At 62.2% G+C, this 24,673-nt stretch carries 25 protein-coding genes and 1 pseudogene; 18 read left to right on the plus strand and 8 right to left on the minus strand.

The window, feature by feature from the left end; genetic code table 11:
• Positions 1-381: 381 nt before the first annotated feature.
• Positions 382-822 carry an SsrA-binding protein SmpB gene (smpB, locus tag DK391_RS38765; protein ID WP_109483292.1) on the minus strand — a complete coding sequence of 147 codons (441 nt, stop codon included), beginning with the start codon at positions 820-822 and terminating at the stop codon, positions 382-384.
• A 131-nt stretch (positions 823-953) separates the two neighbouring features.
• Here smpB and DK391_RS38770 point away from each other — a divergent pair, with 131 nt between their 5' ends.
• Positions 954-1,391, plus strand: a complete 438-nt coding sequence (locus DK391_RS38770) for a type II toxin-antitoxin system RatA family toxin (protein WP_109483293.1) — start codon at positions 954-956, stop codon at positions 1,389-1,391.
• Positions 1,388-1,720: an RnfH family protein gene (locus DK391_RS38775; RefSeq protein WP_109483294.1), complete on the plus strand. Its 333-nt coding sequence runs from the start codon at positions 1,388-1,390 to the stop codon at positions 1,718-1,720. Before DK391_RS38770 ends, DK391_RS38775 begins: the two co-directional genes overlap by 4 nt.
• Before the next feature lie 121 nt (positions 1,721-1,841).
• Here the strand turns inward: DK391_RS38775 and DK391_RS38780 are convergent, their stop codons facing one another.
• Positions 1,842-2,816 (minus strand): DMT family transporter, encoded by a 975-nt coding sequence (locus DK391_RS38780; RefSeq protein ID WP_109483295.1) that lies wholly within the window; start codon positions 2,814-2,816, stop codon positions 1,842-1,844.
• 296 nt (positions 2,817-3,112) lie between these two features.
• Here DK391_RS38780 and guaB point away from each other — a divergent pair, with 296 nt between their 5' ends.
• The 5 genes from guaB to DK391_RS44680 are packed head-to-tail and all read left to right on the plus strand — an operon-like array spanning position 3,113 to position 7,461.
• Positions 3,113-4,573: an IMP dehydrogenase gene (gene guaB / locus DK391_RS38785; RefSeq protein ID WP_109483296.1), complete on the plus strand. Its 1,461-nt coding sequence runs from the start codon at positions 3,113-3,115 to the stop codon at positions 4,571-4,573.
• 6 nt (positions 4,574-4,579) lie between these two features.
• Positions 4,580-5,371 (plus strand): hypothetical protein, encoded by a 792-nt coding sequence (locus DK391_RS38790; protein WP_109483297.1) that lies wholly within the window; start codon positions 4,580-4,582, stop codon positions 5,369-5,371.
• Positions 5,364-5,591: a hypothetical protein gene (locus DK391_RS44675; RefSeq protein ID WP_162601033.1), complete on the plus strand. Its 228-nt coding sequence runs from the start codon at positions 5,364-5,366 to the stop codon at positions 5,589-5,591. The genes DK391_RS38790 and DK391_RS44675 overlap by 8 nt, the downstream gene beginning before the upstream one ends.
• Positions 5,584-7,167, plus strand: a complete 1,584-nt coding sequence (guaA, locus tag DK391_RS38795) for a glutamine-hydrolyzing GMP synthase (RefSeq protein ID WP_109483298.1) — start codon at positions 5,584-5,586, stop codon at positions 7,165-7,167. Before DK391_RS44675 ends, guaA begins: the two co-directional genes overlap by 8 nt.
• Before the next feature lie 21 nt (positions 7,168-7,188).
• The gene (locus DK391_RS44680) at positions 7,189-7,461 is read left to right on the plus strand and encodes a hypothetical protein (RefSeq protein ID WP_162601034.1); all 273 of its coding nucleotides are present in this window, start codon (positions 7,189-7,191) and stop codon (positions 7,459-7,461) included.
• A gap of 91 nt (positions 7,462-7,552) precedes the next feature.
• On the opposite strand, the gene DK391_RS38800 is transcribed toward DK391_RS44680, so the two are convergent.
• From DK391_RS38800 to DK391_RS38815, 4 genes are all read right to left on the minus strand, one after another.
• Positions 7,553-9,028 carry a UdgX family uracil-DNA binding protein gene (locus DK391_RS38800; RefSeq protein WP_109483313.1) on the minus strand — a complete coding sequence of 492 codons (1,476 nt, stop codon included), beginning with the start codon at positions 9,026-9,028 and terminating at the stop codon, positions 7,553-7,555.
• A 14-nt stretch (positions 9,029-9,042) separates the two neighbouring features.
• Positions 9,043-10,254 carry a putative DNA modification/repair radical SAM protein gene (locus DK391_RS38805; protein ID WP_109483299.1) on the minus strand — a complete coding sequence of 404 codons (1,212 nt, stop codon included), beginning with the start codon at positions 10,252-10,254 and terminating at the stop codon, positions 9,043-9,045.
• Between the two features lie 231 nt (positions 10,255-10,485).
• Positions 10,486-11,826: an APC family permease gene (locus DK391_RS38810; RefSeq protein ID WP_109483300.1), complete on the minus strand. Its 1,341-nt coding sequence runs from the start codon at positions 11,824-11,826 to the stop codon at positions 10,486-10,488.
• A gap of 158 nt (positions 11,827-11,984) precedes the next feature.
• Complete coding sequence (locus DK391_RS38815) at positions 11,985-12,830, minus strand: carbon-nitrogen hydrolase family protein (RefSeq protein ID WP_109483301.1); 846 nt, start codon at positions 12,828-12,830, stop codon at positions 11,985-11,987.
• Between the two features lie 183 nt (positions 12,831-13,013).
• Here DK391_RS38815 and DK391_RS38820 point away from each other — a divergent pair.
• Positions 13,014-13,832 (plus strand): annotated as a pseudogene (locus tag DK391_RS38820) (helix-turn-helix transcriptional regulator).
• 57 nt (positions 13,833-13,889) lie between these two features.
• On the opposite strand, the gene DK391_RS38825 reads toward DK391_RS38820, so the two are convergent.
• On the minus strand, positions 13,890-14,579 hold the full coding sequence (locus tag DK391_RS38825) for a glycine zipper 2TM domain-containing protein (protein ID WP_109483302.1): 690 nt from the start codon (positions 14,577-14,579) through the stop codon (positions 13,890-13,892).
• 176 nt (positions 14,580-14,755) lie between these two features.
• Entirely contained in the window at positions 14,756-14,944 is a 189-nt protein-coding gene (locus DK391_RS38830) for a hypothetical protein (protein WP_162601032.1), read from the minus strand.
• A gap of 224 nt (positions 14,945-15,168) precedes the next feature.
• On the opposite strand from DK391_RS38830, the gene DK391_RS38835 reads away from it, so the two are divergent.
• From DK391_RS38835 to DK391_RS38880, 10 genes are all read left to right on the plus strand, one after another.
• Entirely contained in the window at positions 15,169-15,570 is a 402-nt protein-coding gene (locus DK391_RS38835) for a DnaJ family domain-containing protein (protein ID WP_109483304.1), read from the plus strand.
• On the plus strand, positions 15,567-16,262 hold the full coding sequence (tadA, locus tag DK391_RS38840) for a tRNA adenosine(34) deaminase TadA (protein ID WP_239483076.1): 696 nt from the start codon (positions 15,567-15,569) through the stop codon (positions 16,260-16,262). The genes DK391_RS38835 and tadA overlap by 4 nt, the downstream gene beginning before the upstream one ends.
• Positions 16,263-16,274: 12 nt before the next feature.
• Positions 16,275-17,201 carry a muramoyltetrapeptide carboxypeptidase gene (gene ldcA, locus DK391_RS38845; RefSeq protein ID WP_109483305.1) on the plus strand — a complete coding sequence of 309 codons (927 nt, stop codon included), beginning with the start codon at positions 16,275-16,277 and terminating at the stop codon, positions 17,199-17,201.
• Between the two features lie 328 nt (positions 17,202-17,529).
• Complete coding sequence (locus DK391_RS38850) at positions 17,530-18,246, plus strand: GntR family transcriptional regulator (RefSeq protein WP_109483306.1); 717 nt, start codon at positions 17,530-17,532, stop codon at positions 18,244-18,246.
• Between the two features lie 386 nt (positions 18,247-18,632).
• The gene (locus tag DK391_RS38855; protein WP_109483307.1) at positions 18,633-20,129 is read left to right on the plus strand and encodes an NCS1 family nucleobase:cation symporter-1; all 1,497 of its coding nucleotides are present in this window, start codon (positions 18,633-18,635) and stop codon (positions 20,127-20,129) included.
• A 29-nt stretch (positions 20,130-20,158) separates the two neighbouring features.
• Complete coding sequence (locus tag DK391_RS38860) at positions 20,159-21,016, plus strand: aspartate/glutamate racemase family protein (protein ID WP_109483308.1); 858 nt, start codon at positions 20,159-20,161, stop codon at positions 21,014-21,016.
• Positions 21,017-21,170: 154 nt separating this feature from the next.
• Positions 21,171-22,124, plus strand: a complete 954-nt coding sequence (puuE, locus tag DK391_RS38865) for an allantoinase PuuE (RefSeq protein WP_109483309.1) — start codon at positions 21,171-21,173, stop codon at positions 22,122-22,124.
• The gene (gene uraD, locus DK391_RS38870; protein WP_109483310.1) at positions 22,121-22,642 is read left to right on the plus strand and encodes a 2-oxo-4-hydroxy-4-carboxy-5-ureidoimidazoline decarboxylase; all 522 of its coding nucleotides are present in this window, start codon (positions 22,121-22,123) and stop codon (positions 22,640-22,642) included. The genes puuE and uraD overlap by 4 nt, the downstream gene beginning before the upstream one ends.
• A gap of 78 nt (positions 22,643-22,720) precedes the next feature.
• A complete protein-coding gene (alc, locus tag DK391_RS38875; RefSeq protein WP_109483311.1) occupies positions 22,721-23,734 on the plus strand; it encodes an allantoicase in 1,014 nt (337 codons plus the stop codon).
• A complete protein-coding gene (locus DK391_RS38880; protein ID WP_109483312.1) occupies positions 23,731-24,243 on the plus strand; it encodes an ureidoglycolate lyase in 513 nt (170 codons plus the stop codon). The genes alc and DK391_RS38880 overlap by 4 nt, the downstream gene beginning before the upstream one ends.
• The last annotated feature ends 430 nt before the right edge of the window (positions 24,244-24,673 follow it).

The following is a 24,673-nucleotide window of genomic DNA, read 5'->3' on the forward strand; positions in this document are numbered from 1 at the left end:
CCTTTGCTTTTCAGTCCGGAGTGATGCGCATACGCCGCGACAGCCGACACACCGTTTGCCACCTGGGCGGCCGTGGATTAACCGGTACAACTTGCCGTGAAGCCGGAGCATGAAGCGGGTGATGCGCTCATTCGAAGCGTGGGCAGCGGGCATCAAAAAGAGTGATGCCGTGTGAAGGATAGGACCAGTTGGGGACCCGCAGGCAAGGACCGTAGTGGGTGGTGTTCAGCGGCTTTCTTTTGCCTACTTTTCTTTGCCGCGGCAAAGAAAAGTAGGTGCCGCCCCGCACAGGGGCAACGCTAGCAAACCAATAACATCGAGCGGATGCCAGCGAAAGCAGAAGCCAACCCGAACCCAATCCCCACCACCTACAAGCAACCCCTACGACTTCATAAGCCGTGCCCGCTCTCTCTCCCAATCCCGCTTCTTCTCAGTCTCACGCTTGTCGTGCAACTTCTTACCCTTGGCAAGCCCGATCTCACACTTCACGCGACCATTCTTGTAATGGAAATTGAGCGGCACGAGCGTATACCCACGCTGCTCGACCTTGCCGATCAGCTTGCTGATTTCCTCAGCGTGCAAAAGCAGCTTGCGCGTGCGCACGGGATCCAGATTGGCGAACTTCGAAGCCTCGGGCAACGGGCTGATGTGCGTACCGATCAGAAACAGCTCCGCGTTCTTGATGACGACGTAGCCTTCCTTGATCTGGCCACGCCCGGCGCGGAGCGCCTTGACTTCCCAGCCCTCCAGCACGAGCCCCGCCTCGTAACGCTCTTCGACGGAATAATCGAAGAACGCTTTTCTGTTGTCGATGATGCTCATGAATGGAAACTGGCCAACTCGTTTAAAATCACGATTTTAGCAAAGCGGGGCGCCGAAAACCCGCCGCGGTGTCATTCAGTTGTCACGCGTTCGCTATTTCTTAATCCCTGTTGCCACGCGCCGTTCAATTTATGGCAGATGTCCAGAAAACCGTGTTGATACGCCATTCGGCGGAACAGATGTTCGACCTCGTCACCGATGTCGCCGATTACCCCAATTTCCTCCCGTGGTGTGGCGGCGTCGAGATCCGCCGTCAGGAGGAAAACCTGATGGAAGCGAAGATCGACATCAACTTCAAGGGCATCAAGCAGCACTTCGCGACCCACAACACGCAGGAACGGCCCACGCGCATCGACATGCATTTCGCCGACGGCCCGTTCAAGAAGTTCACCGGCTACTGGCGCTTCACGCCGCTGCGCGCCGACGCCTGCAAGATCGAATTCGCGCTCCACTACGAGTTCACGAACATTCTGCTGGAGAAAATCATCGGGCCGGTGTTCAGCCACATTGCGAACACCTTCGTCGAATCGTTCGTGAAACGCGCCGACCAGCGCTACGGCAAGTCATGAGCGGCAATCTGACCATCGAGGTCTGCTATGCGCTGCCGCGCGAGCAGACGCTCATCGAACTGCAATTGCCGCAAGGCGCGACGCTCGGGCAGGCCATCGACGCGAGCGGCATCCTCGCGCCGCACCCGGAGATCGACCTGGCGCAGCAGAAGACGGGCGTGTTCGGCAAACTCAAGCCGCTCGATACGATGCTGGCCGACCGTGATCGCGTGGAGATCTACCGGCCGCTGATCGTCGATCCGAAGCTCGCGCGCCAGCGGCGCGTCGAGAAGTCGCGCAGCGCGGGTTCGATCGAAGGGCGGAAGTGGCTGCCCAAGGATTCACGCTGACATCCTGAGCGCCGACGAGCGAACCGCATCCGCCAAATGACAAACGGCGCACCGTGCTGCACGGTGCGCCGCTTTCTGTTTCAGCCAGCATCCACGGCGCCTTCCTGACGCCTCGCTCAGCCTAGTGGACGGCGGCCTGAGCCTTATCTTCGAGCGACGTGCGGTCCGAATCATCGTCCGCGTGCTGGCGCACCGACCAGCTCACGCCCGCGACCAGCAGCACGATCGCGGCCAGCTCGAGCGGACGCGGCATCCGGTGATCGTAGATGAACGCGTAGAGCAGCGCGAACAGCGTCTCGAACACGATCAGCTGCCCCGACAACGTGAGCGGCAGCCGCTTGGACGCCGCGTTCCACAAGCCATTGCCAAGCCACGACGCGCCGATCGCCAGCCCCAGATTGAGCAGCCAGAACAGATGCCAGCGGGCGTCGATATGCGACGTATCGACGGCAGATGCCGGCAGCACGGCCACGCCGAGCCACAGCAGCGCGCCCAGCAGCCCCGTCACCACGCCCCACAGCACGGACCATTCATTGCCGCTGAAGTGAGTGTGACGCTGCAGATAGCGCGCGTTTTCGACGGCGAACCACGTCCAGCAGGCCAGTGCGCCCACTGCGCAGGCGAGGCCGATCAGTTTGGTCGCGATGGTTCCCGAGGTTTCGCCCGCGCTGCCGAATACGTCCACGTTGATACACGCGATGCCTGCAATCACCAGCGCGAGCGGCCACGCCAGCCGCGCGAGCGGTACGGCGCCGTGATCGCGCCGTCCTAGCAATGTCACCGTGACAGGCAGCACACCGACGATCAGCGACGACGGCGCGATCCCCACCAGATGCACGGCGCCCGTCAACAGCAGGTAATAGAGCAGGTTGCCCGCCAGCGCGAGCCTGACGAGCGCGTTCAGATCCTCGCGGGTGAGCCGGCGCAGCAGCGATCGCGCGGAAGGCAGCGCCGCCACCAGCGACACGACGCCATACATCACATAGCGGCCGGCGCTCAGCAGCACGGGCGAAAAATCGGGCAGCAGCCGCGGCACCAGAAACACCATGCCCCATAACGCCCCCGCCAACATCCCGTACACCAAGCCGCGCTGCATTGTCTTGCCCCGATCGAAAACTGAAAAGTGCGCGAAGCATAGCGGTTCGGGCGGGTCCGCGTCTTGTTCAATCCTGCACTTTGCCGCGTGTCGTCTATGCTGGAAAAAGCACGCCCGGACGCGCGAACGTTCGAATACGAATACGAAACCCGTACGAACGCGAGCCGAACGCAGAAGCGAAATCAGACGGTCGTTCGACGCGAAAAAACATTGAAGAATTTCGCTAACTGACTGTTCGCGCAGCGAAAACCGGGCGGTATCGCGTATAATCCGCTTTTGCGCCCATAGGATTTGCCATGCGTCTGATCCAAAAAGCACTCACGTTCGATGACGTGCTCCTCGTCCCGGCTTTCTCCGACGTTCTGCCGCGCGACACCAGCCTGAAAACCCGGCTGACCCGCAACATTTCCCTGAACATGCCGCTCGTGTCCGCCGCCATGGACACCGTCACCGAAGCTCGCCTTGCCATTGCGATGGCGCAAATGGGTGGCGTCGGCATCATCCACAAGAATCTCACGCCGGCCGAGCAGGCTCGCGAAGTCGCGAAGGTCAAGCGCTTCGAGTCGGGCGTCGTGCGCGATCCGATCACGATTCCGCCGCAAATGAAGGTGCGCGATGTGATCGCCCTGTCGCGCCAGCATGGCATTTCGGGTTTTCCGGTCGTCGAGGGCGCGCAGCTGATCGGCATCGTCACGAACCGCGACCTGCGCTTCGAAACGCGTCTGGATGAGCCGGTGCGCAGCATCATGACGCCGCGCGAGCGCCTCGTCACGGTCAAGGAAGGCACGCCGCTCGCCGAAGCGAAGGCGCTGATGCACAGCCACCGCCTCGAGCGCGTGCTGGTCGTCAACGACGCGTTCGAACTGCGCGGCCTGATGACAGTGAAGGACATCACCAAGCAGACGGAACACCCGGATGCCTGTAAGGACGAGCATGGCAAGCTGCGCGCGGGCGCGGCCGTCGGCGTCGGCGCGGATAACGAAGAGCGCGTCGAACTGCTGGTGCAGGCGGGCGTCGACGTGATCGTCGTCGATACGGCGCACGGCCACAGCAAGGGCGTGCTGGAGCGCGTCCAGTGGGTCAAGAAGAACTTCCCGCACGTCGAAGTGATCGGCGGCAACATCGCGACGGCCGACGCAGCCAAGGCGCTCGTCGAGTACGGCGCGGACGGCGTGAAGGTCGGTATCGGCCCCGGCTCGATCTGCACGACGCGTATCGTGGCAGGCGTGGGCGTGCCGCAGATTTCGGCTATCGCCAATGTGTCGGATGCGCTCAAGGGTACGGGCGTGCCCGTGATCGCAGACGGCGGCGTGCGCTTCTCGGGCGACGTCAGCAAGGCGCTGGCAGCGGGCGCGAATGCCGTGATGATGGGCAGCATGTTCGCCGGCACGGAAGAATCGCCTGGCGACGTGTTCCTGTACCAGGGTCGCCAGTACAAGTCGTACCGCGGCATGGGTTCCGTCGGCGCGATGAAGGACGGCGCGGCTGACCGCTACTTCCAGGACAACTCCGCGAACATCGACAAACTCGTGCCGGAAGGCATCGAAGGCCGTGTCGCGTACAAGGGTTCGGTCGGTGCGATCCTGTTCCAGCTGATCGGCGGCGTGCGCGCGTCGATGGGCTACTGCGGATGCCGTACGATCGACGAACTGCACGACAAGGCGTCGTTCGTCGAAATCACGGCCGCGGGCATGCGCGAATCGCACGTGCACGATGTGCAGATCACGAAGGAAGCCCCCAACTACCACGTGGACTAATTGCCTATGAAGCCGCTGCTGCGTGCCGTACTGATCATCGATGCTCTGTTGTTGCTGGCGTTCGGGCTGCTGTTCCTGCTCACGCCATGGAAATCGCTGTACGACGCGCTGCAGCTGGTGCAGACGGACCCTGTGCTGGTCGGGCAAGGTCTGGGCATTGCGCTGATCGGCCTGGCGTGGCTCGCGCTGCACGCGTCGATAGACGGCGCGATGACGGCGACGACGGCGAAAGTCGTTGGTCACGTGAACTGGCTGACGGGCGTGCTGATGCTGGTGTGGCTGGTCGGGCTGCATATGCCGCAGCTGACCGGCTTCGGCCAGCTGGTGGCGGTGCTGGTGGCTGTCGTGCTGCTGGTGATCGGTCTGGGTGGTGTGAGGCTCGCAGGCGCGGTCAAACGGCGCGATCGGCTGGCGGCTGCGGCCGCCGTCGAGCGTACGGATCGCGTTGCAACGCGTGCCGCCGAGAACGAGGCCCGCAAGGCCGAGCGTGAACGTGACGTAGCGCGTCCCGGTGTCGTGTATCCCGCCACCAGCGGGCCGCATGTGGAGCCGTCGCTGCGCGCCACGCCGGTGAGTCCTGCGACGGGGCATCCCGTCGCGCCGGGCCTGACGGCACAGCCGCCGCGTGCGACGATGCCGGAAGCCGCTGCCGCAGCGCAGGAAGACGCACTCGCGCACGAGCGCCGCGCCGAGCTACACGAGGACGCCGCCGCGCGCGAACGCGCTGCAGCCGAGCGTAACGAAGCCGATGCACGGGCCGCCGCCGAAGCGAAGCCCCGGCCACCGTTTCATGGCTGACCCGCGCAAGCTCACGCCCTTAGCCGAAACAACTGGAATCCGTCTGCGCGCAGGTCTTTTATCGAGCTTTTCAGTCGATCACGGCACGCAGCGATGCGCCGCTCAGGCCGCCGTTACCGCGCAAGCCAATCCGCTTTACATACAACGCCGTCTGGTCGCAGCGCGATCGAGCGGCTTTCCCTATCCGTTCTTTTTAGATTCCGTCCGCTGCCATGCATGACAAGATCCTGATTCTCGACTTCGGTTCGCAAGTCACCCAACTGATCGCACGTCGTATCCGCGAGGCGCACGTGCTGTCGGAAATCCATCCGCACGACGTCAGCGACGAGTTCATCCGTGAATTCAAGCCGAAGGGCATCATCCTGTCGGGCGGCCCGAACTCGGTGACCGAGAGCGACACGCCGCGCGCGCCGCAAGCGGTGTTCGAAGCGGGCGTGCCCGTGCTGGGCATCTGCTACGGCATGCAGACGATGGCCGAGCAACTCGGCGGCAAGGTCGACACCGGCCATATGCGCGAATTCGGCTACGCGGAAGTGCGTGCACGCAATCACACGAGCTTCCTCGACGGCATCCAGGACTTCGCGACGGCCGAAGGCCACGGCATGCTGAAGGTATGGATGAGCCACGGCGACAAGGTGCTGGAAATGCCCGAAGGCTTCAAGCTGATGGCATCGACGGAATCGTGCCCGGTCGCGGCGATGGCCGACGAAGCGCGCCACTTCTACGGCGTGCAATGGCACCCGGAAGTCACGCACACGGTGCAGGGCCGCGCGATGCTCGAACGCTTCGTGCTGAAGATCTGCGACGCGAAGCCCGACTGGGAAATGGGCAACTACATCGACGAAGCTATCGAAAATATCCGCAAGCAGGGCGGCAATGAGCATGTGATGCTTGGTCTGTCGGGCGGCGTGGATTCGTCGGTGGCGGCGGCGCTGCTGCATCGCGCGATCGGCGATCAGCTGACCTGCGTGTTCGTCGATCACGGTCTGCTGCGTCTGAATGAAGCCGAGCAGGTGATGTCGATGTTCGCCGACAACCTCGGTGTGAAGGTGATCCACGTCGACGCCAGCGAAGCGTTCATGTCGAAGCTCAAGGGCGTGACCGCTCCCGAAGCGAAGCGCAAGATCATCGGCGCGGAGTTCGTCGAAGTGTTCCAGACGGAAGCGGGCAAGCTGACGGACGCGAAGTGGCTCGCGCAAGGCACGATCTATCCGGACGTGATCGAATCGGCGGGCAAGGGCAAGAAGGCCGCGCATACGATCAAGAGCCACCACAATGTCGGCGGTCTGCCGGAAACGTTGAATCTGAAGCTGCTCGAGCCGCTGCGCGAACTGTTCAAGGATGAAGTGCGCGAACTGGGTGTGAAGCTCGGTTTGCCGCCTTCGATGGTCTATCGCCATCCGTTCCCGGGTCCGGGCCTTGGCGTGCGGATTCTCGGCGAAGTGAAGCGCGAGTATGCAGACCTGCTGCGTCGCGCGGACGCGATTTTTATCGAAACGCTGCGCACGTTTATCGACAAGGATACGGACAAGTCGTGGTACGACCTGACCAGCCAGGCGTTTGCGGTGTTCCTGCCGGTGAAGAGCGTCGGCGTGATGGGCGATGGGCGTACCTATGAGTATGTCGTCGCGCTGCGCGCGGTGCAGACGCTGGACTTCATGACGGCGCACTGGGCGCATCTGCCGCATGACCTGCTCGGCCACGTGTCGAACCGGATCATCAATGAAGTGCGCGGTATCAATCGGGTTGTGTACGATATTTCGGGCAAGCCGCCGGCGACGATCGAGTGGGAGTGATCGCAGCACACCAGCCGTAGCATGCAAAAAAGCCCGCGTATGCGGGCTTTTTTTCGTCTGATGCGTCGGCAGGTCAGCTTATCGATCGTACCGTCGGGCCTTTTCGTTCAGTTCCTCGATATCAACCGTTGCCGCGAGAAACGCGCCGCAACGCGGCTTGTCGATGAAACGAAGCCATTGGCTGATCTGGCTGAGAAGGAAGTAGGCAAACATGACGCGCTCCTGTCGGTGAAGGTGGTAACAGGCGCTGTCTGTGTCGTGCTGCGTGGCGTCCTGTTGATGTATTCAGGATAGGGACGCGGAGCAGTGGACAACATAGGAATCAGACGAATTTTGAGATAGCGGTCGTGGGCGTTTGGCCTCTGTCGCATATAAGCGCGTGAAGCTAGCTCGCTACGTGCTGCCGTTCCTCCCCGGTATCTGCAAGCACACGCGCCCGCGCAAGCGCAGATGTGATCGCATCGAGCACCCGCTCACGCGCATCATCGTTGTCCTGCCGTAGCGCGAAAGAAGGGTGATAGGTCGCGATCACCTGCATGCCATCGACATCGAGCGGCGTGTCGATCCACTCGCGCAAGCTGACCTTCTCACGCAGCAGCGCACTCAACGCGGTCGCGCCCAACGTCACGACAACACTCGGCTTCACATGCGCCAGCTCGCGCTCCAGCCAGTAGCCGCACGCATCGATCTCCTGTTGCGCCGCGGTTTTGTGCAGACGCCGCTTGCCACGCAGCATCCATTTGAAGTGTTTGACCGCGTTGGTCCTATACAGGCTGTCACGCCGCAAACCCGCGCGTTCGATCGCAATGTCCAACAGTTGCCCCGCAGGTCCGACGAACGGCCTGCCCGCCAGATCTTCCTGATCGCCGGGTTGCTCGCCGATCAGCATGATGCGCGCGTCAAGAGGACCGATGCCGTCGACAGCCTGCGTCGCGTGGCGCCACAACTCGCAGCGGCGGCAGGCATCGAGCGTGGTCGGCTGCTGGCGTACAGGCTGCGCGCTTTGTGCATCGACGGGCACGCTCTTGCCGCCCAGCACACCGACAACGCGCGCCTGCGCAACCCGCTGCGCGCCGCTTTTCGCCTCGCTGATCATCGACGGAATGAGGCGGCCTTCGGGCAAGCCTTTCCAGAAGCGCACGGGCATGTGCTGCTCGAGCGCTGTTTCGTTCAGGCGAGCCGGATTGAACGTGCGGCGGTAGTAGGCGAGCCAGAGCGCCTCGGCTTCGTCGGCGTCGGGATAACCGCGATCGTGAGGCAAGGCCGTGCGGCGTTCGAGACGCAATGCGGTGCCGTTCCACCACGCGGCGCTGTCGGGTGTCGAGATCAGCCACGTCGAGCGACCCATGCGCCGTGCGAAATGCTCGGCCGACCATGCGAGCACATCGTGCTCCGGTTCGTACCACGCGATGTATTCGGGCAGATCGGGTGCGGGTGCGTCATTGCCTGGCTCGCGCAGCCGGAAACGCACATAGGCGATCATGTCGTGCTTCGCGCGCCGCACGGCTTTCGCCATCTTGTAGAGGCGCGCGCCGTCGGTATCCGCGGGCGAAGCCACCGATCGGTCACCGCCGTGCCAGCGCCACAGCACGCGATACAGAAACGCCCAGCGCGCCGTATCGCGATACAGCGCCGCGTCCTTCAGCAATTCGGCGAGATCGCGGGAAATGCGGACTTTGGCTGCCGCCGAAGCAGCAAGCGGTAAGGACGCGTGATCGTCGAACAGCGCGGGCGTGGCCGAACGGGCGTCGCAGCCGTCGACACGCCAGTCGATCTGTTCCGGTGCGATTCCGCTTGCGAGCGCGCCCAGCGCGGCTTCACGCCACGCAGCGTAGGAATCGTCGATGGCGATCACTTGCATGCGCGCACCCGGCGTCAAAGCAGCGACAATTGCACGGGCGGCGGCGTCAACGCGTGGCGCAAGCGTTGCGTCGACATGTCGGCCTGCGCAGGGCGATAGTCGGCGGTCACGACGAATGGCCGCGTCTTGCTCATCGCGCATCGCAACTGCACGAGATCCTGATAGCGGATTCGCCGCGAGCGCCGCAATTCGACCAGACGCTTCGCATTGCGCATGCCGATGCCCGGCACGCGCGCGATCATGCGCGCGTTGGCGCGGTTCAGATCGACGGGAAAACTGTCGCGATGGCTCAAGGCCCACGCGAGCTTCGGATCGATATCGAGCGCGAGATTGCCGGGTTGATCGAACAGTTCGTCGACGCGAAAGCCATAGCCGCGCAGCAGAAAATCCGCCTGATACAGGCGATGCTCGCGCAGCAGTGGCGGCGCCTGCGCGGGCAGTGCCGTCGGACTGTCGGGAATCGGACTGCACGCCGAGTAATAGACGCGCTTGAGCTGGTACGAGCCGTACAGCGTTTCGGCCGTCTGCAGGATGGTGCTGTCGCTGGTGTCGTCTGCACCGACGATCATCTGCGTGCTTTGTCCCGCTGGCGAAAAGCGCGGCGCCTTCGCGTCGCTGTCCGCTTCGTCGCGGGCAAGGCGGATCGAACCCATCGCGAGGCGGATCGTGCGCGCGCTTTTTTCGGGCGCGAGCCGTTCGAGGCTGATTTCCGTCGGCAATTCGATGTTGACGCTCAGACGATCCGCATAACGGCCCGCTTGCGCGATCAGTTGCGGATCGGCATCGGGAATGGTCTTCAGATGGATATAACCGCGAAACAGATGGTCCTCGCGCAACGACTGCGCGACGCGCACCAGTTGCTCCATCGTGTAATTCGACGACTGGATCACGCCGGAACTGAGAAACAACCCGTCGATGTAGTTGCGACGGTAGAAATCGAGCGTGAGGTTGACCACTTCTTCAGGCGTGAAGCGTGCACGCGGCACATTGCTCGTGCGGCGGTTCACGCAATACTGGCAGTCGTACAGGCAGAAGTTGGTCAGCAGGATTTTCAGCAGCGAGACGCAGCGTCCATCCGGCGTGAAGCTGTGGCAGATGCCGGAACCCGTGCTCGCGCCCAGCCCCTCCGTGCCGCGTGAACTGCGCTTTGGCGCGCCGCTGCTCGCACACGATGCATCGTACTTGGCGGCATCGGCGAGTATTTCGAGCTTTTTGAGCAGTTCCATGGCGGGTGGCGATACTGTATATGTGTACAGTATTCTACGCGCCGCGCCGATGCTGACAAGCGGGATAGCAGGCCAGGCGCCGCGCCTGTCCTGGCTTTGTCCAATTTCTTAAGCCGTACAGGGCGGTGACGCGCGCCGGCACGGACATAAAAAAACGCGGCGCACACAATGCGCCGCGTTCACCGGAAAGACCGCGATCCGCCACGGCAGACCGCGTCTCCAGCATGCCGATCAGATTGCCACTTCAGGCGGCGCCTGGCGGAACAGGCGCGTGATCCAGCACAGGTACACGATACCCAGCACGAACCACACCGCGCCCAGCACGAGCGCCGTCTTTTCAAGGCTCGCGAGCAGCCAGATATCGGAGACCGCGCCGATCAGCGGAAACACCAGCCCGCCCAGCACGCCAATCTTGCGATCGCCGTGATTACCCGACAGATACAGGCGAATCACGCACAGATTCACGGCCGTGAACGCGAGGAACGCACCGAAGTTGATGAACGACGTCGAGGTGGCCACATCAAGCTTCAGCGCGATCAGCCCGACGATGCCCGCAATCGCGATGTTGATCGCCGGCGTCTTGAAGCGCGGATGGATATAGCCAATGAAGCGCTTCGGCAGGATTTCATCGCGGCCCATCGCGTACAGCAGCCGGCCGACGCTTGCCTGTGCCGAGATGCCCGAAGCGAACTGCGCGAGGATCAGGCCCGCGAGGAACACGGTCACGAAACTAGCGCCGCCGATCATCTTCGCCACTTCGAACGCGGCCGAATCCGTGTCCTTGAATTCGACGCCGGGATGCGCCAGCTGCATCGTGTACGAGGCGATCACGAAGATCGCGCCGCCGATCAGCGCGATCAGCAGGATGGCGCGCGGCATGTTCTTCTTCGGATCGATGGTTTCTTCCGTCAGCGTCGACACGGCGTCGAAGCCGAGGTACGAGTACGCGGCAATTGCAGCACCCGCCATCGTCGCGCCAAGCGGAACGTGGGACTTGAAGAAGGGCTCCGCCATCGCGATGCCGCCCGGGCCCGCCGCTGCCGATGCATAGTGCCAGCACAGTGCGACGAACATCGCGACGATCGCCAGTTGCACGACCATCAGCACGATATTGAAGCGCGCCGCCAGTTCGATCCCGACGATATTCAGTCCGCTCGTCAATACGATAAACGCGACGATCCAGATCCACGATGGTACATGCGGAAACGCGGCATTCAGATACGCGGCGCCGATCAGCCAGATCACCATCGGCAGGAAGAAGTAGTCGAGCAGCGTCGCCCAGCCGATCAGGAAACCCAGATGCGCGTTGAACGTCTTGCGCGTGTACGTGTACGCCGATCCGGCGACGGGATAAAGCCGCGCGAGCTTGCCGTAGCTCAGCGCCGTGAAAGCGATCGCGATCAGTGCGAGCAGATAGGCGAGGGCGGCGGTGTCGTCGCTGGCTTTGGCGAGCACGCCGTAGGTGCCGTAGACGATCAGCGGCGCCATATAGGCGAGGCCGAACAGCAGCACGGACGGCAAGCCGAGCGTGCGCTTCAGGTGCGACGGTTCATGAGATGACGACGCTTGCATGATTTCTCCTAAAGCCCGGCCAACTGGAAAGGCCGATATGGATATCGTATGGATGCCTTATGACTGGCATTTCGACCGACATAACGTTGGACGTGAGAGCGCGCGCACGTGGCGCGTTGGCCCCGTGCGGTACGTCCGTTGCAGACTGCTGAAAACGGTCAGTCGGTGCGGCGGCGGCGCGCTTCGATCATCAGCGCGCGATGGCCATTCGACTGTTCGACAGGCACGAGGCCAAGCGGCACGCGCGCGTCATGCAGATAGTTGTAGTGCTCACGGCTGACTTCCAGTCGCTTGAAATCGATGGTGGCCTTCGTCACCGTTTCGTCGCCGCCCACTTCGAGCACCGTTTCGCCGAACGGATCGATCAGCGCGGAGAGGCCGGGGAAGCTCAGGTTGTCGTCGCCGGTGCCGCAGCGGTTCACCATCAGCGCGAACATCTGGTTTTCCATTGCGCGCGCCTGGATCGCCCGGCGATGCACGGGACCGAACGGGTCCATATTGCCGTTGGTGACGATCAGCAGATCGGCGTCGAGCGCGGCCACGGCACGCGCCGATTCGGGAAATTCGATGTCGTAGCAGCTCAGCAGGCCCACCGTCAGGCCGTTCCACATGCAGGTTTCGAAACGGTCGCCGGGCGTGAATACGCCGACATCCGATGCCCACAGGTGCGTCTTGCGATACCGCAGCGCGATCTCGCCACGCTCGTCGACCAGCACGGTGGTGTTGTAGAACTGACCGCCGTCGCGTTCTGCAAGCCCGACGGCCACGGCCACGCCCTTGTCACGCGCCGCGTCGCGCACGGCGGTGAGCGCCGGGCCATCGAGCGTCTGCGCGACCTCCGCGACGTTTTCGCGCGTCGGAAAGCCGGACAGCGTGGTTTCGGGAAACACGATCAGCTTCGTGCCGCCTGCCGTGTCTGCGCGCTGGATCGTCTCGACGACCTTGCGCGTGTTGTGCGCGACGTCGCTGTCGGGCAGCGTCAGTTGTGCCAGTTCTACCTGCATGATATTGCCTCCTTCCAGATGCCTTTCAACGGCGTATTGGTATGCCACTTATCCGCGCGTCGTGCGATTCTTGCGCCGCGCAGAATAGTGCGTGCGCCGCCATTCCTCGAATTGAGGCCGATTATCAGGGTATTATTTTTGTCTTGAAATTACCCACGAGGGTTACCCTCACCGGAGGACACGATGGACTTCGAATGGCGAGATCTCGCTTTTCACCGGGAGATCGGTTCGGCCATCGATGCCCTCGATGGTCCGCATTTCTGGGCGCGCCTCACGCGCGTGCTCGAACGGCATGTCGGCTTCGACAGCTGGGTGGCGCTGCGATTTCATCGCGATGCGCCGCCGCTCGTGCTGGCGGAACAGGCGCTGCCCGACGGCAAGATCGACCTGATGTTTCAGGATTATCTGGCGGCGCTGTATCAGCTCGACCCGTTCTATCTCGCTGCGTTCGAAACGCAGGCGTCGGGCTTTTACACGCTCGCCGATGTCGCGCCGGACAATTTCCGCATGACCGAGTACTACCAGCGGTACTTCAAGAAGAACATCGTCGGCGACGAAGTGCATTTCAACGTGATGATCGACCGCGATCATACGATGGGCTTTTCGCTCGGTAAAACCAGTCGTTACGACGAACGCGAGATCGCGTTGCTGACGCTCTATTCGCCGTGGGTGCTGGCGTTGATGCAGCAGCGCTTGCGTTTCGAGAAGTTCGTCGTCGAAGAAGCGCCGCGTGCAGCGGAAAGCGATGAGGCGGATCTGCACGCGCGTTTTGGCATGCTGACCGGCAAGAGCGGGCGTGGTGCGTTGACGGCGCGGGAGATCGAAGTGGCGATGCTGTCGTTGAGCGGTTTTTCGTCGCGTGCGATTGCGTAGAAGCTGTCGATTTCGTTCGAAACCGTGCGCGCGCACAAGAAGCATATCTACGCGAAGCTGGGCGTCGGCTCGCAGTCCGAACTATTTGCGATGTTTTATGAGCCGGGGAGAGCGGTTGAATCGGAGTGAGGCGCGTCGCAGCACCTGCGTGATGGTCGTATCGAGCGCGCGCATCGAATGCGTGGCTCAGTAGCGGTCCAGCCGATTCCCTGCGATATGCACGCGATCGCCGGGATGCAGATCGCCGGGTGTGCCGCCGTCGAATGCGCGCATCGAGCCGTCGTTCAACTGCACCGAAATACGGTAACCACCTGGCGACGACGCGCCTGCCTGCTGACCCAGCTGATTGCCCGCAACCGCGCCGCCTAGCACGCCGATGGCTGTCGCCGCGTCACGTCCGTGACCATGTCCGAACTGGTTGCCGATCACGCCGCCCACCACCGCGCCGAGCACCGTGCCCGCGACACCGCCTGCCGTGACCGCGTTGGGATTCGCGAGCGGCTGGATCGCCGAAACCACGCCGTATTGTTCGCCGTAACCGTAGCCCGCTTGTGGCTGCTGCGGCTGCTGCGGTTGCTGGTAAGCCTGATTGTGCTGCCAGTCGGATTGATCGTCGGCGGGTTGCTGCTGGTACTGCGGCTGTTGCGCGTACGGCTGCTGATAAGGCTGCTGATACTGCGGCGCCTGTGCATAGCCGGGCTGCGCGTACACCGGTTGTGCCGGTTGCGCATAGGCCGGTTGCGTTGCGTAGGCCGAGCCGTAGCCCGACGCGTACGGCGCATTGCCGGGCACGACGCAGCCGGCGAGCGGCAGCGTGACGCAGAGCGCGATCAGCGTCGTACGAACGAGAGGGCGAGCAAAACGGGAGTGGTTCATGTTGCGTGATTGTCGTGGCGCCACCAGCTGTGGACGGCGTCGAGTATAGGGAAACGCGCATCGTTATTGACGCGCGGCCTGCGTAACAGTGTGTAAATTGCGCATCGGATAAAAACGCCTGGAGAAGCGTGGACGCGCAGGCAGAGAACAGACGAGAAGAAACGCAGAGGATGAGATCAGAAGCGAAAGCCGGTGCCGATGCCGCAATTGCCACCGATCCCGCCGCTGCCGCCGCCGATGTTGCAGAACACACCGCAGCCGGACAACGCGAGTGACAGAACGACACCCGTGATAAACGCTTTCGCGAACCAGATGACGCGTGCGCCCCGTTGAAGCGAAACACGATGCAGCCGACGTGCATTCACGCTTCGGCTGCCGCGTTTCGGCTGGATTGAGATGATCGCCGGGGAGAAATTTCGATATGACATGATGAAGCGGCTGACGCGCGGAAAATCTTCAACCATATCTGGGCCGAAAACGCTATCCCATACGACTAATCCTAAACCTGGGTGTGTCCTCTAGGCGTCTGACAAATCCATTTCGCAGTGTCCTGATAAAATGACCGAGCCGCAACGTAGTGGATTTGCAAATGAAATTGCTTGATGCACTTGTCGAACAACGGATCGCCGCCGCGGCCGCGCGTGGCGAGTTCGATGATTTGCCGGGAGCCGGCGCACCGCAGGCTCTCGATGACGACACACTGGTGCCCGAGGAAGTTCGAGTCGCGAATCGCATTCTGAAGAATGCGGGCTTCGTGCCGCCCGCCGTCGAACAGTTGCGGGCGCTGCGCGACCTGCAGAACGAGCTGGACGCCGTCAGCGACCGCGCTACGCGCTGCCACCTGCAGGCGAAAATGCTGGCGCTCGATATGGCAATCGAATCTCTGCGTGGCGGGCCGCTTGTCATGCCGCGCGAATACTGCCGCCGCATCGCGGAACGCCTGTCGGAGCGCGCCGCCGACGCACAGGCCGCCGACGCGGGGCCCGCGTGAACGCCGGCGTCGATCCCGTCGTCTTGCCGTCCGCTGGGTCCGATTCGTCGGAAGATTCATCTGCTTCGTCTGGCGCGGATGTCGATGGGCCGCTTGCGGTCGCCGACACGCCTCTGTCCGCCGCACAAGAACCCGTCCCCGTTTCCGAGCGTGATCTGCGCTTCATGGCGCTCGCGCAGGCCGCCGCCGATGAAGCGCGCGCCGCCGGCGAAGTCCCCGTTGGCGCGGTGCTGGTTCACGGCGATGAAGTGATCGCGAAGGGCTTCAATCATCCCATCGGCGGTCACGATCCTTCCGCGCATGCCGAAATGGCGGCGCTGCGCGCTGCTGCGCAAAAGCTCGAAAATTACCGCTTGCCCGGCTGCGAACTCTACGTGACGCTCGAGCCGTGCCTGATGTGCGCGGGCGCGATCATGCACGCACGTATTGCGCGCGTCGTGTTCGGTGCGCGCGACCCGAAGACGGGCGCATGCGGCAGCGTGGTCGATGCCTTCGCGAATCCGCAACTGAACCACCATACGACTGTCACGGGCGGCGTGCTCGAAGACGAGTGCGGCGCGGCGTTGCGGTCGTTTTTTGCCGAGCGCCGCCGCGCCGCGCGTGAAGCGCGTGCGGCTGCCGGTGCCTCGCCGCAGAACACACCCGATCCGGCTGCCTCTGCCGCAAATCCGGACATCCCACCGACCCTCTGACTTGCCACCCACATGGCCAAGCATCGCACCATCGAACTGATCGCCCCGTCGGGCTATCCGCACGATCCGAATGCCATTCATCTGGCGTTGAAGCGCTTGCGCGCGCAAGGGCATCACGTCGATAACGTCAATGCGACGCAGCGACGTTATCAGCGCTTCGCCGGCACGGATGGCGAGCGCGCTGCCGAGATCAATCAGCTTGCCGACCCGTCGCGCGAATTGCCGGACATCGTGCTCGCGGTGCGCGGCGGCTATGGCGCAGTGCGGATCCTGCATGGACTCGACTATCAGGGGCTGCACCGCCGTCTGAGCGATCAACCCATCGCTTTTTGCGGACATAGCGATTTCACGGCACTGCAGCTCGCGCTGCTGTCGCAGGCGAACGTGAAGACCTTCGGCGGCCCGATGCTCGCCGTCGATTTCGGCGCGGAAAACGTCAGCGATTTCACGATGAAGCACTTCTGGAATGCGCTGACCTCTGAAACCTTCACGGTGACGGGAGCGGCGCCGCAGGCACAGAGTGTCGATGTGTCGGGCACGCTGTGGGGCGGCAATCTGGCGGTGCTCGCGTCGCTAGTCGGCTCGCCCTACATGCCACCCGTCGAAGGCGGCATCCTGTTCGTCGAGGACGTGAACGAGCAGCCGTTCCGCATCGAGCGGCTGATCTATCAGTTGCATCTGGCGGGCATTCTCGAGAGGCAGCAGGCGCTGGTGCTCGGCGATTTCACGGGCAGCAAGCCTTTCGACTACGACAACGGCTACGATCTGCGCGCGATGGTCGAGCAGGTGAGGTCGGTGATCGGCATTCCCATCGTGACGGGGCTGCAGTTCGGGCACATTCCCGACATGGTGACGCTGCCCGTCGGCGCCGCCGCGCATCTCGTGGCGGGCGCACATGGGTTCAAGCTGACGGTGTCGGGGCATCCCGTGCTCGACTGACGATTGCGTTCCCTGGTGTGCATGGAAGAAGGCGAGGCGACTCGCCTTAGTTTAATGTCATCAACGCAACTAACTGTCTGTTAGATCCTGCATCCGCAACTTGCGATCCGTCACCGCAACGCCCGCTTTTGTTGACAAAATAGCCGACAGGGCGATCGTGGGTAGCTCTCCAGCGATACGCCCAAACCCTTATCCAGCAATCCACACGGCGTCTTTCGATACTTTTTGAGCATGTCAGTCCAAACTCAAATTGTCGAAAATCGGCCGTCAAAATTGTTGACAATTTTTATGTCCATTCTAAGATGGACTACATAACAGCACGCCAATCATGTCAGAGACACTCAACGCCACTGCGAGCAGCACGAAACCCGAAGCGATCGCCGAGCGCATCCGCGCCGCGATCCTCGAGCATCGGCTTGCGCCTGGCGCGAAATTGACGGAAGCCCAGTTGTGCGAAGTGTTCGGCGTCAAGCGCGGTCCGATTCGTCAGGCGCTGGCGCTGCTGGCCACGGATCGCCTCGTCGATCTCGAGCCGAACCGCGGCGCGTTTGTCGCAAGCCCGTCGCTGCAGGAAGTGCATGAAGTGTTCGAGATGCGCCGGATCATCGAGCTGGCCGTCGTCGACAAGATTTGCGCGAGCCAGGGCTCGCGTCGTTTGAAGAACATCGGCGGCATGATCGCGCGGGAGCGCAAGGCATTCGAATCGCGCGATTTTCCGGCGTGGATCCGGCTGTCGGGCGAGTTTCATACCGAGCTGGCAACGCTGACGGGCAACACGGTGCTGTGCGATTGCCTCGGTGGCCTGGTCGCGCGCTCGACGTTGATTTCGGCGCTGTACGAATCGCTGGGCCGCAGCCCATGTTCGTTCGAAGACCATGAAGCGATTCTCGCCGCGCTCGATGCCGGCGATGCAAAGACGGCAGGCGCGTTGATGTCGCGTCACCTGCAGAGTGTGGAGTTGAAGATGCTGGATCGGCCGGCGAGCGGTGGGACCGATCTGCATGAAGTATTCGGCACGCGCGCGGCAAAAGCCGCAGCCGGCTGACGTTTACCGAAGTGCATGCCTGACGCACGCCCGCGCTCGCTGGCGGTGCGCGCTGCACTGAAGTGAACGGCGATTGACCAGAAAGTCGACCTAAAGGTCGACGGAGACACCATCCGGTATCGGCCGCACCCGGCCAGGTATCGAGACCGAAAGACCGTCAGGCGAGGGACGCCCATCAGGCATCCGCGCCCACACGGCGAAGCCCGGCAGGCATTCGCGGAAAGCCAGCCAGGTCATCACAACAAGTACGTAAGTACGGAGACACCCGCGGCAACCTGTAAGCAAAGTGCATACGCGTCAGTCACAGCGTGAACTGACCGTAGGCCTGGCATACACGATGCAATGTTCGTCGATTCCCGTCGGCGTTCCCATCTTAGGAGGAATCCATGGCTCAGTTCAGTGCAGCATCCGATAGTTCGGCAATCCCCGATTACGACAGCAGCGGACAGGACGCACACGCGCTGCCCGCAGGCTACAGCGAACGCCTGTACAACGAAGACCTCGCACCGTTGAAGCATCAGACGTGGGGCGCCTATAACATTTTCGCGTTCTGGATGTCGGACGTGCACAGCGTCGGCGGCTACGTGTTCGCGGGGAGTCTCTTCGCGCTCGGGCTGACCAGCTGGCAGGTGCTGATCGCGCTGCTGGTGGGCATCACGTTCGTCAACGTGCTGTGCAACATGATCGCGAAGCCGAGCCAGCAGAACGGCGTGCCGTATCCCGTCGCCTGCCGCGCGACCTTCGGTGTGTTGGGCGCCAATGTACCTGCCGTGATTCGCGGGCTGATCGCCGTAGCCTGGTATGGCATCCAGACTTATCTTGCATCTAGCGCGCTCGTGATCGTGGTACTCAAGTTCATGCCGCAACTGCTGCCTTATGCCGATGTGCATCATCACGGCTTCATGGGCCTGTCGACAGTCGGCTGGGCTGGCTTCATGCTGCTGTGGGTGCTGCAGGCACTCGTGTTCTGGAACGGCATGGAGACGATCAAGAAGTTCATCGACTTCGCCGGTCCTGCCGTGTACGTGGTGATGTTCATTCTCGCCGGCTACATGATCTGGCGTGCAGGCTGGCAGAACATCGGCATCAACCTGGGCGGCGTGAAGTATCACGGCATGGAAGTGATCCCGGTGATGATCACGGCGATCTCGCTGGTGGTGTCGTACTTCTCCGGCCCGATGCTCAACTTCGGCGACTTCTCGCGCTACGGCAAGAGTTTCCGCAGCGTCAAGCGCGGCAATTTCTGGGGTCTGCCCGTCAACTTCCTCGCGTTCTCGCTGGTGACGGTTGTCACGACGGCGGCCACGCTGCCCGTGTTCGGTGAACTGATCACCGATCCTGTCGAAACGGTTGGCCGCATCGACTATCCGACGGCCGTGATTCTCGGTGCACTGACGTTCACGATCGCGACTATCGGCATCAACATCGTTGCGAACTTTGTTTCACCTGCATTCGATTTCTCGAACGTTGCACCGAAGCTCATCAGCTGGCGTGCAGGCGGTATGCTGGCTGCAGTGGCATCGATTTTCATCACGCCGTGGAACCTGTTCAACAACCCGGCTGTGATCCACTACACGCTGGATGTGCTCGGCAGCTTCATCGGACCTTTGTATGGCATCCTGATCGTCGATTTCTTCCTTGTGAAGCGTCAGAAGATCGTGCTCGACGATCTGTACACAGTCTCGGAAAAGGGCAAGTACTGGTATCACAATGGCGTGAACTATCGTGCTGTTGGCGCGTTGTTGCCGGCTGCCGTGATTGCGGTGATCTGCGTGATGGCGCCGTCGTTGAATGGCTTCGCTAACTTCTCGTGGTTCATCGGTGCAGGTCTGGGTGCAGTGTTCTACAGCGTGCTGGCGCGCAAGCTGCCGCGCGGTGCATAAAAGTTCATAGCGATGTAATTGGAGTCGACATGCGTATCAAACTGATCAACCCGAACACGACGCAACGGATGACGGAAGCCATGGGCCGTTGTGCGCGCGACGTCGTGGCGCCGGGAACGGAGCTGGTGGCGGTGAGCCCGACAATGGGGCCGCCGTCGAGCGAAGGGTATTACGACGAGGCGCTCGCCACGCCGGGCCTGCTCGCCGAAATCGAAGCGGGCGAGCGCGAAGGCTTCGATGGTTACGTGATTGCATGTTTCGGCGATCCCGGCCTGTATGCCGCACGTGAACTGGCGCGCGGCCCGGTGATCGGCATTGCAGAGGCGGCGATGCATGCGGCGAGCGTGCTGGCGCCGGGCTTCTCGGTGGTGACCACGCTGTCGCGCACCTGCGGCATGGCCTGGCATCTGGCCGAGCGCTACGGGATGAAGCGCTTCTGCCGCAATGTGCGCGCCACGGATGTCGCGGTGCTCGAACTCGATCAGCCCGGTTCGTCGGCGCGACGCATCATTCTCGACGAGTGCCGCCGTGCACTCGACGAGGATGGTTCGGACGCCATCGTGCTCGGTTGCGCAGGAATGGCCGAGCTGTGCCGGGAAATCGAGGATGCACTGGGCGCACCTGTCGTCGAAGGTGTGACGGCAGCGGTGAAGTGGGTCGAGGCGCTCGTTTCGCTGCGGCTCGCGACAGCCAAGCGCGGCGACTACGCGCGCCCGCTGGCCAAGCGTTACGACGGCGAGTTTGCACGCTTCAGCCCGACGGGCGAGCAGCCAGCCGCTGCACCCGCTGTGCATCAAAGTGCCGGTGAGGCGCTGCTACGGGTAAACGCAAATGCACTGCGCGCCGACCCCGCCGCTGATATTGCACCGCACATACACTCAGTCTGACATGCACTATCTGCCCGGATGTATGGGCGCATCCGGGCGTTTTCGCTACACTGGTTCAACCCTGCCGGCCTTGCCGTAGCGCGTTTTGCCGCTTTCACGACGCCGCCGGCGTGTACCTGTCAACGCTCACGTCAACCGCTGCGCCATTCACATCATGTCACTCGATCCGAACTATCCGCGCGATCTGATCGGCTACGGCCGCCATCCCGTGCAGGCAAACTGGCCCGGACGCGCCCGCGTCGCCGTCCAGTTCGTTCTCAACTACGAAGAAGGCGGCGAGAATTGCGTGCTGCATGGCGATCCTGGCTCGGAGCAATTCCTGTCGGAAATCGTCGGCGCGGCATCGTATCCGTCGCGTCACATGAGCATGGAGTCGATCTACGAATACGGCTCGCGCGCGGGCGTGTGGCGCATCCTGCGCGAGTTCGAAAAGCGCAAGTTGCCGCTGACGGTGTTCGGCGTCGGCATGGCAATCGAGCGACATCCGGAACTGGCGCGCGCTTTCGTCGAACTGGGGCATGAGATCGCGTGCCACGGCTACCGCTGGATTCACTATCAGGACATGCCGGCAGAGCGCGAGGCCGAGCATATGCGCCTCGGCATGGAAGCGATCGAACGTGTGACGGGCCAGCGGCCGCTCGGATGGTATACGGGCCGCGACAGTCCCAACACGCGGCGCCTCGTGGCCGAATACGGCGGTTTCCTGTACGACTCCGACAACTACGGCGACGACCTGCCGTTCTGGATGAACGTGGAAACGACGGGTGGCACTAAAGTGCCGCAACTGATCCTGCCGTACACGCTCGACCCCAACGATATGCGTTTCGCCACGCCGCAAGGCTTCAACACGGCGGACCATTTCTTCACGTATCTGCGCGATGCATTCGACGTCCTGTACGAAGAGGGCGATGAAGCACCGAAGATGCTGTCGATCGGCATGCACTGCCGCTTGCTTGGCCGTCCGGGTCGCTTCCGTGCGCTGCAACGTTTCCTCGATCACATCGAGAAGCATGAGCGCGTGTGGGTCACGCGGCGCGTCGACATCGCGCGTCACTGGCGCGAGCATCATCCCTACCAACAACAGGATAACCGCGGGGCTGCGGCATGAAGGCGATGCAATACACACTGGACCAACTGAACAGCATCTCGGCCGACGCGTTCGTCGCAGCGCTGTCGGGCATCTTCGAGCATTCGCCGTGGGTCGCCGAGGTAGCGGCCGCGCAGCGTCCGTATGCGAGCATCGACGCGTTGCACAAGACGATGTCGAATGCCGTCGAAACGGCCGGCGAAGCGAAGCAGCTTGCACTCATCAATGCTCACCCGGAACTGGCAGGCAAGGCGGCCGTGCGCGGTGAACTGACAGCCGAATCGACCCGCGAGCAAAGTGGTGCAGGTCTCAACCTGTGCACGCAGGAAGAGTTCGACAAACTAATGCAACTTAATGCAGCGTATCGCGAGAAGTTCGGCTTCCCGTTCATTCTCGCTGTGCGTGGCTATGACCGGCACGGCATCATCGCGAACTTCGAAGCACGCGTGAACCACAGCCGTGCCGATGAACTGCGCGCAAGCCTCGACCAGATCTACCGTATCGCGCGTTTCCGTCTCGACGATCTGATCAGCGCCTGATGGCAGGCTGCATCGCCTGATCGTCGTGGTAGCGACACGCACTCACACAGCAACAACCAGACAGCAAGGAAGACAACAATGGCACTCCCGATTCTCGATCCCAATGCACCCGAATTCACGCGCCGTTTCGTGAACCTCGCGGACCCGCGTCTTGGCGCGCAGGCGCTCGAATCCAGCGACGATTTCTTCGCGCCGAAAGACCGCATGCTGAATCCGGAGCCGGCCGTTTTCATTCCGGGCAAGTACGACGAGCACGGCAAGTGGATGGACGGCTGGGAAACGCGCCGCAAGCGCACGACGGGCTACGACTGGTGCGTCGTCAAGCTCGCGCGTCCGGGCGTGATCAAGGGCCTCGATCTCGATACGAGCCACTTCACGGGCAACTTCCCGCCGGCGGCGTCGGTGGAAGCAGCACGCGTGGTGGATGGCGCACCGAACCAGTCGACGCAATGGACCGAGATCGTGCCTTCAACGACATTGCAAGGCAACAGCCACCACTACCTCGAAGTGGGCGACACGAATGCCTATACGCACCTGCGCGTGAACATCTATCCGGACGGCGGCATTGCGCGTCTGCGTGTGTATGGCCAGCCGCAGGTCGACTGGGCAGGCGCGAGCCGCACCGATCTGTTCGATCTCGCCGCGATGGAAAACGGTGCATATCTGGTTGGCGCAAACAACCAGCACTTTGGTGCAGCTTCGACGTTGCTGATGCCGGGTCGCGGCGTCAACATGGGTGATGGCTGGGAAACGCGCCGCCGCCGCGAGCCGGGCAATGACTGGGCGATCGTTGCACTTGCGCAGCCGGGCGTCATCAAGAAGATCGAAGTCGATACGGCGCACTTCAAGGGCAACTATCCGGACCGCTGCTCGATCCAGGCTGCGTATGTGACGGGCGGCACAGATAGCTCGCTGGTCACGCAGGCGATGTTCTGGCCTGTGCTGCTGGGAGAACAGAAGCTGCAGATGGACAAGCAGCACTTCTATGAAAGCGAAATCGCTGCGCTCGGCCCGGTGACGCATATCCGCTTCAACATCATTCCGGACGGTGGCGTATCGCGTCTGCGTCTGTGGGGCACGCTCGCATCATGAAGACGCTCGCTATCGAACCGCTGACACGCGAAGCGTTCGCGCCGTTCGGCGACGTGATCGAACTGGAAGGCGCGAAGCAGATCCCGATCAATCTCGGCACGACGATCCGCTATCACGATCTCGCGAACGTGGATGTCACCGACGAAGGCGGACGCACGCTGGTCAATCTGTTTCGTGGGCAGCCGCGCGTGCTGCCGTTCGAGATCAAGATGATGGAGCGGCATCCACTGGGATCGCAGGCGTTTATTCCGTTGAACGACAAGCCGTATCTGGTTGTTGTGGCGCCTGGCGGCGAGCTGGATGAGTCGAAGATTCGCGCGTTCGTGACGAGTGGCTGGCAGGGGGTGAACTATGCCAAGGGTGTTTGGCATCATCCGCTTCTCGCGCTAGGTGAAGTGACGGATTTCGTCGTCGTCGATCGTGGTGGGGATGGGCTTAACCTCAATGAGCAGGATTTGCGTGAGTCGCAGTGGTTGACGGAAGAAGCGATGAGCGCTGTGGTTGTTTGATTGTTGTGTTTTTTTTTGCTGCGCAAGCGGTGGTGTTTTTTTGCGGTGGCATTCGCGGTTTGGTGTTGGTACTTCATGCGTCGCCCCTGTGCGGGGCAGCACCTACTTTTCTTTGCCGCGGCAAAGAAAAGTAGGCAAAAGAAAGCCGCTGAACACCGCCAGTTCTTGTAGTTGCCTGCGGGCCCCCCACCGGTCCTATCCGTCATGCGGCATCACTCTTCTTGATGCCCGCTGCCAGCGCTCTTTATGAGCGCATCACCCTCTTCAAACACCCGCGTCACAGCGAGCCTTACCAGTTCGGCCCAGGCCGCCCAGGTGGCAAACGGTGTGTCGGCTGTCGCGCCTTATGCGCTTCACTCCGGACTGAAAAGCAAGGTCGGTGTGTCTTGTAGGATCGCCGACGCAGAATGCGCGACAACCTACACACCGT

Origin of the sequence: Paraburkholderia sp. C35 (assembly GCF_003121405.1) — a bacterium.
Taxonomy (GTDB): Bacteria; Pseudomonadota; Gammaproteobacteria; order Burkholderiales; family Burkholderiaceae; genus Paraburkholderia.

Excerpts from the sequence above, each read along its gene's own strand:
- DK391_RS38775 (WP_109483294.1), top strand. The coding sequence starts at position 1,388 with ATGAGCGGCAATCTGACCATCGAGGTCTGCTATGCGCTGCCGCGCGAG.
- DK391_RS38805 (WP_109483299.1), bottom strand. The coding sequence starts at position 10,254 with ATGGAACTGCTCAAAAAGCTCGAAATACTCGCCGATGCCGCCAAGTAC.
- DK391_RS38825 (WP_109483302.1), bottom strand. The coding sequence starts at position 14,579 with ATGAACCACTCCCGTTTTGCTCGCCCTCTCGTTCGTACGACGCTGATC.
- DK391_RS38800 (WP_109483313.1), bottom strand. The coding sequence starts at position 9,028 with ATGCAAGTGATCGCCATCGACGATTCCTACGCTGCGTGGCGTGAAGCC.
- DK391_RS38770 (WP_109483293.1), top strand. The coding sequence starts at position 954 with ATGGCAGATGTCCAGAAAACCGTGTTGATACGCCATTCGGCGGAACAG.
- DK391_RS38815 (WP_109483301.1), bottom strand. The coding sequence starts at position 12,830 with ATGCAGGTAGAACTGGCACAACTGACGCTGCCCGACAGCGACGTCGCG.
- guaA (WP_109483298.1), top strand. The coding sequence starts at position 5,584 with ATGCATGACAAGATCCTGATTCTCGACTTCGGTTCGCAAGTCACCCAA.
- DK391_RS38860 (WP_109483308.1), top strand. The coding sequence starts at position 20,159 with ATGCGTATCAAACTGATCAACCCGAACACGACGCAACGGATGACGGAA.
- DK391_RS44675 (WP_162601033.1), top strand. The coding sequence starts at position 5,364 with ATGGCTGACCCGCGCAAGCTCACGCCCTTAGCCGAAACAACTGGAATC.
- DK391_RS38835 (WP_109483304.1), top strand. The coding sequence starts at position 15,169 with ATGAAATTGCTTGATGCACTTGTCGAACAACGGATCGCCGCCGCGGCC.
- DK391_RS44680 (WP_162601034.1), top strand. The coding sequence starts at position 7,189 with ATGCAAAAAAGCCCGCGTATGCGGGCTTTTTTTCGTCTGATGCGTCGG.
- smpB (WP_109483292.1), bottom strand. The coding sequence starts at position 822 with ATGAGCATCATCGACAACAGAAAAGCGTTCTTCGATTATTCCGTCGAA.
- ldcA (WP_109483305.1), top strand. The coding sequence starts at position 16,275 with ATGGCCAAGCATCGCACCATCGAACTGATCGCCCCGTCGGGCTATCCG.
- DK391_RS38790 (WP_109483297.1), top strand. The coding sequence starts at position 4,580 with ATGAAGCCGCTGCTGCGTGCCGTACTGATCATCGATGCTCTGTTGTTG.
- DK391_RS38850 (WP_109483306.1), top strand. The coding sequence starts at position 17,530 with ATGTCAGAGACACTCAACGCCACTGCGAGCAGCACGAAACCCGAAGCG.
- DK391_RS38855 (WP_109483307.1), top strand. The coding sequence starts at position 18,633 with ATGGCTCAGTTCAGTGCAGCATCCGATAGTTCGGCAATCCCCGATTAC.
- alc (WP_109483311.1), top strand. The coding sequence starts at position 22,721 with ATGGCACTCCCGATTCTCGATCCCAATGCACCCGAATTCACGCGCCGT.
- DK391_RS38810 (WP_109483300.1), bottom strand. The coding sequence starts at position 11,826 with ATGCAAGCGTCGTCATCTCATGAACCGTCGCACCTGAAGCGCACGCTC.
- DK391_RS38880 (WP_109483312.1), top strand. The coding sequence starts at position 23,731 with ATGAAGACGCTCGCTATCGAACCGCTGACACGCGAAGCGTTCGCGCCG.
- DK391_RS38780 (WP_109483295.1), bottom strand. The coding sequence starts at position 2,816 with ATGCAGCGCGGCTTGGTGTACGGGATGTTGGCGGGGGCGTTATGGGGC.
- uraD (WP_109483310.1), top strand. The coding sequence starts at position 22,121 with ATGAAGGCGATGCAATACACACTGGACCAACTGAACAGCATCTCGGCC.
- puuE (WP_109483309.1), top strand. The coding sequence starts at position 21,171 with ATGTCACTCGATCCGAACTATCCGCGCGATCTGATCGGCTACGGCCGC.
- guaB (WP_109483296.1), top strand. The coding sequence starts at position 3,113 with ATGCGTCTGATCCAAAAAGCACTCACGTTCGATGACGTGCTCCTCGTC.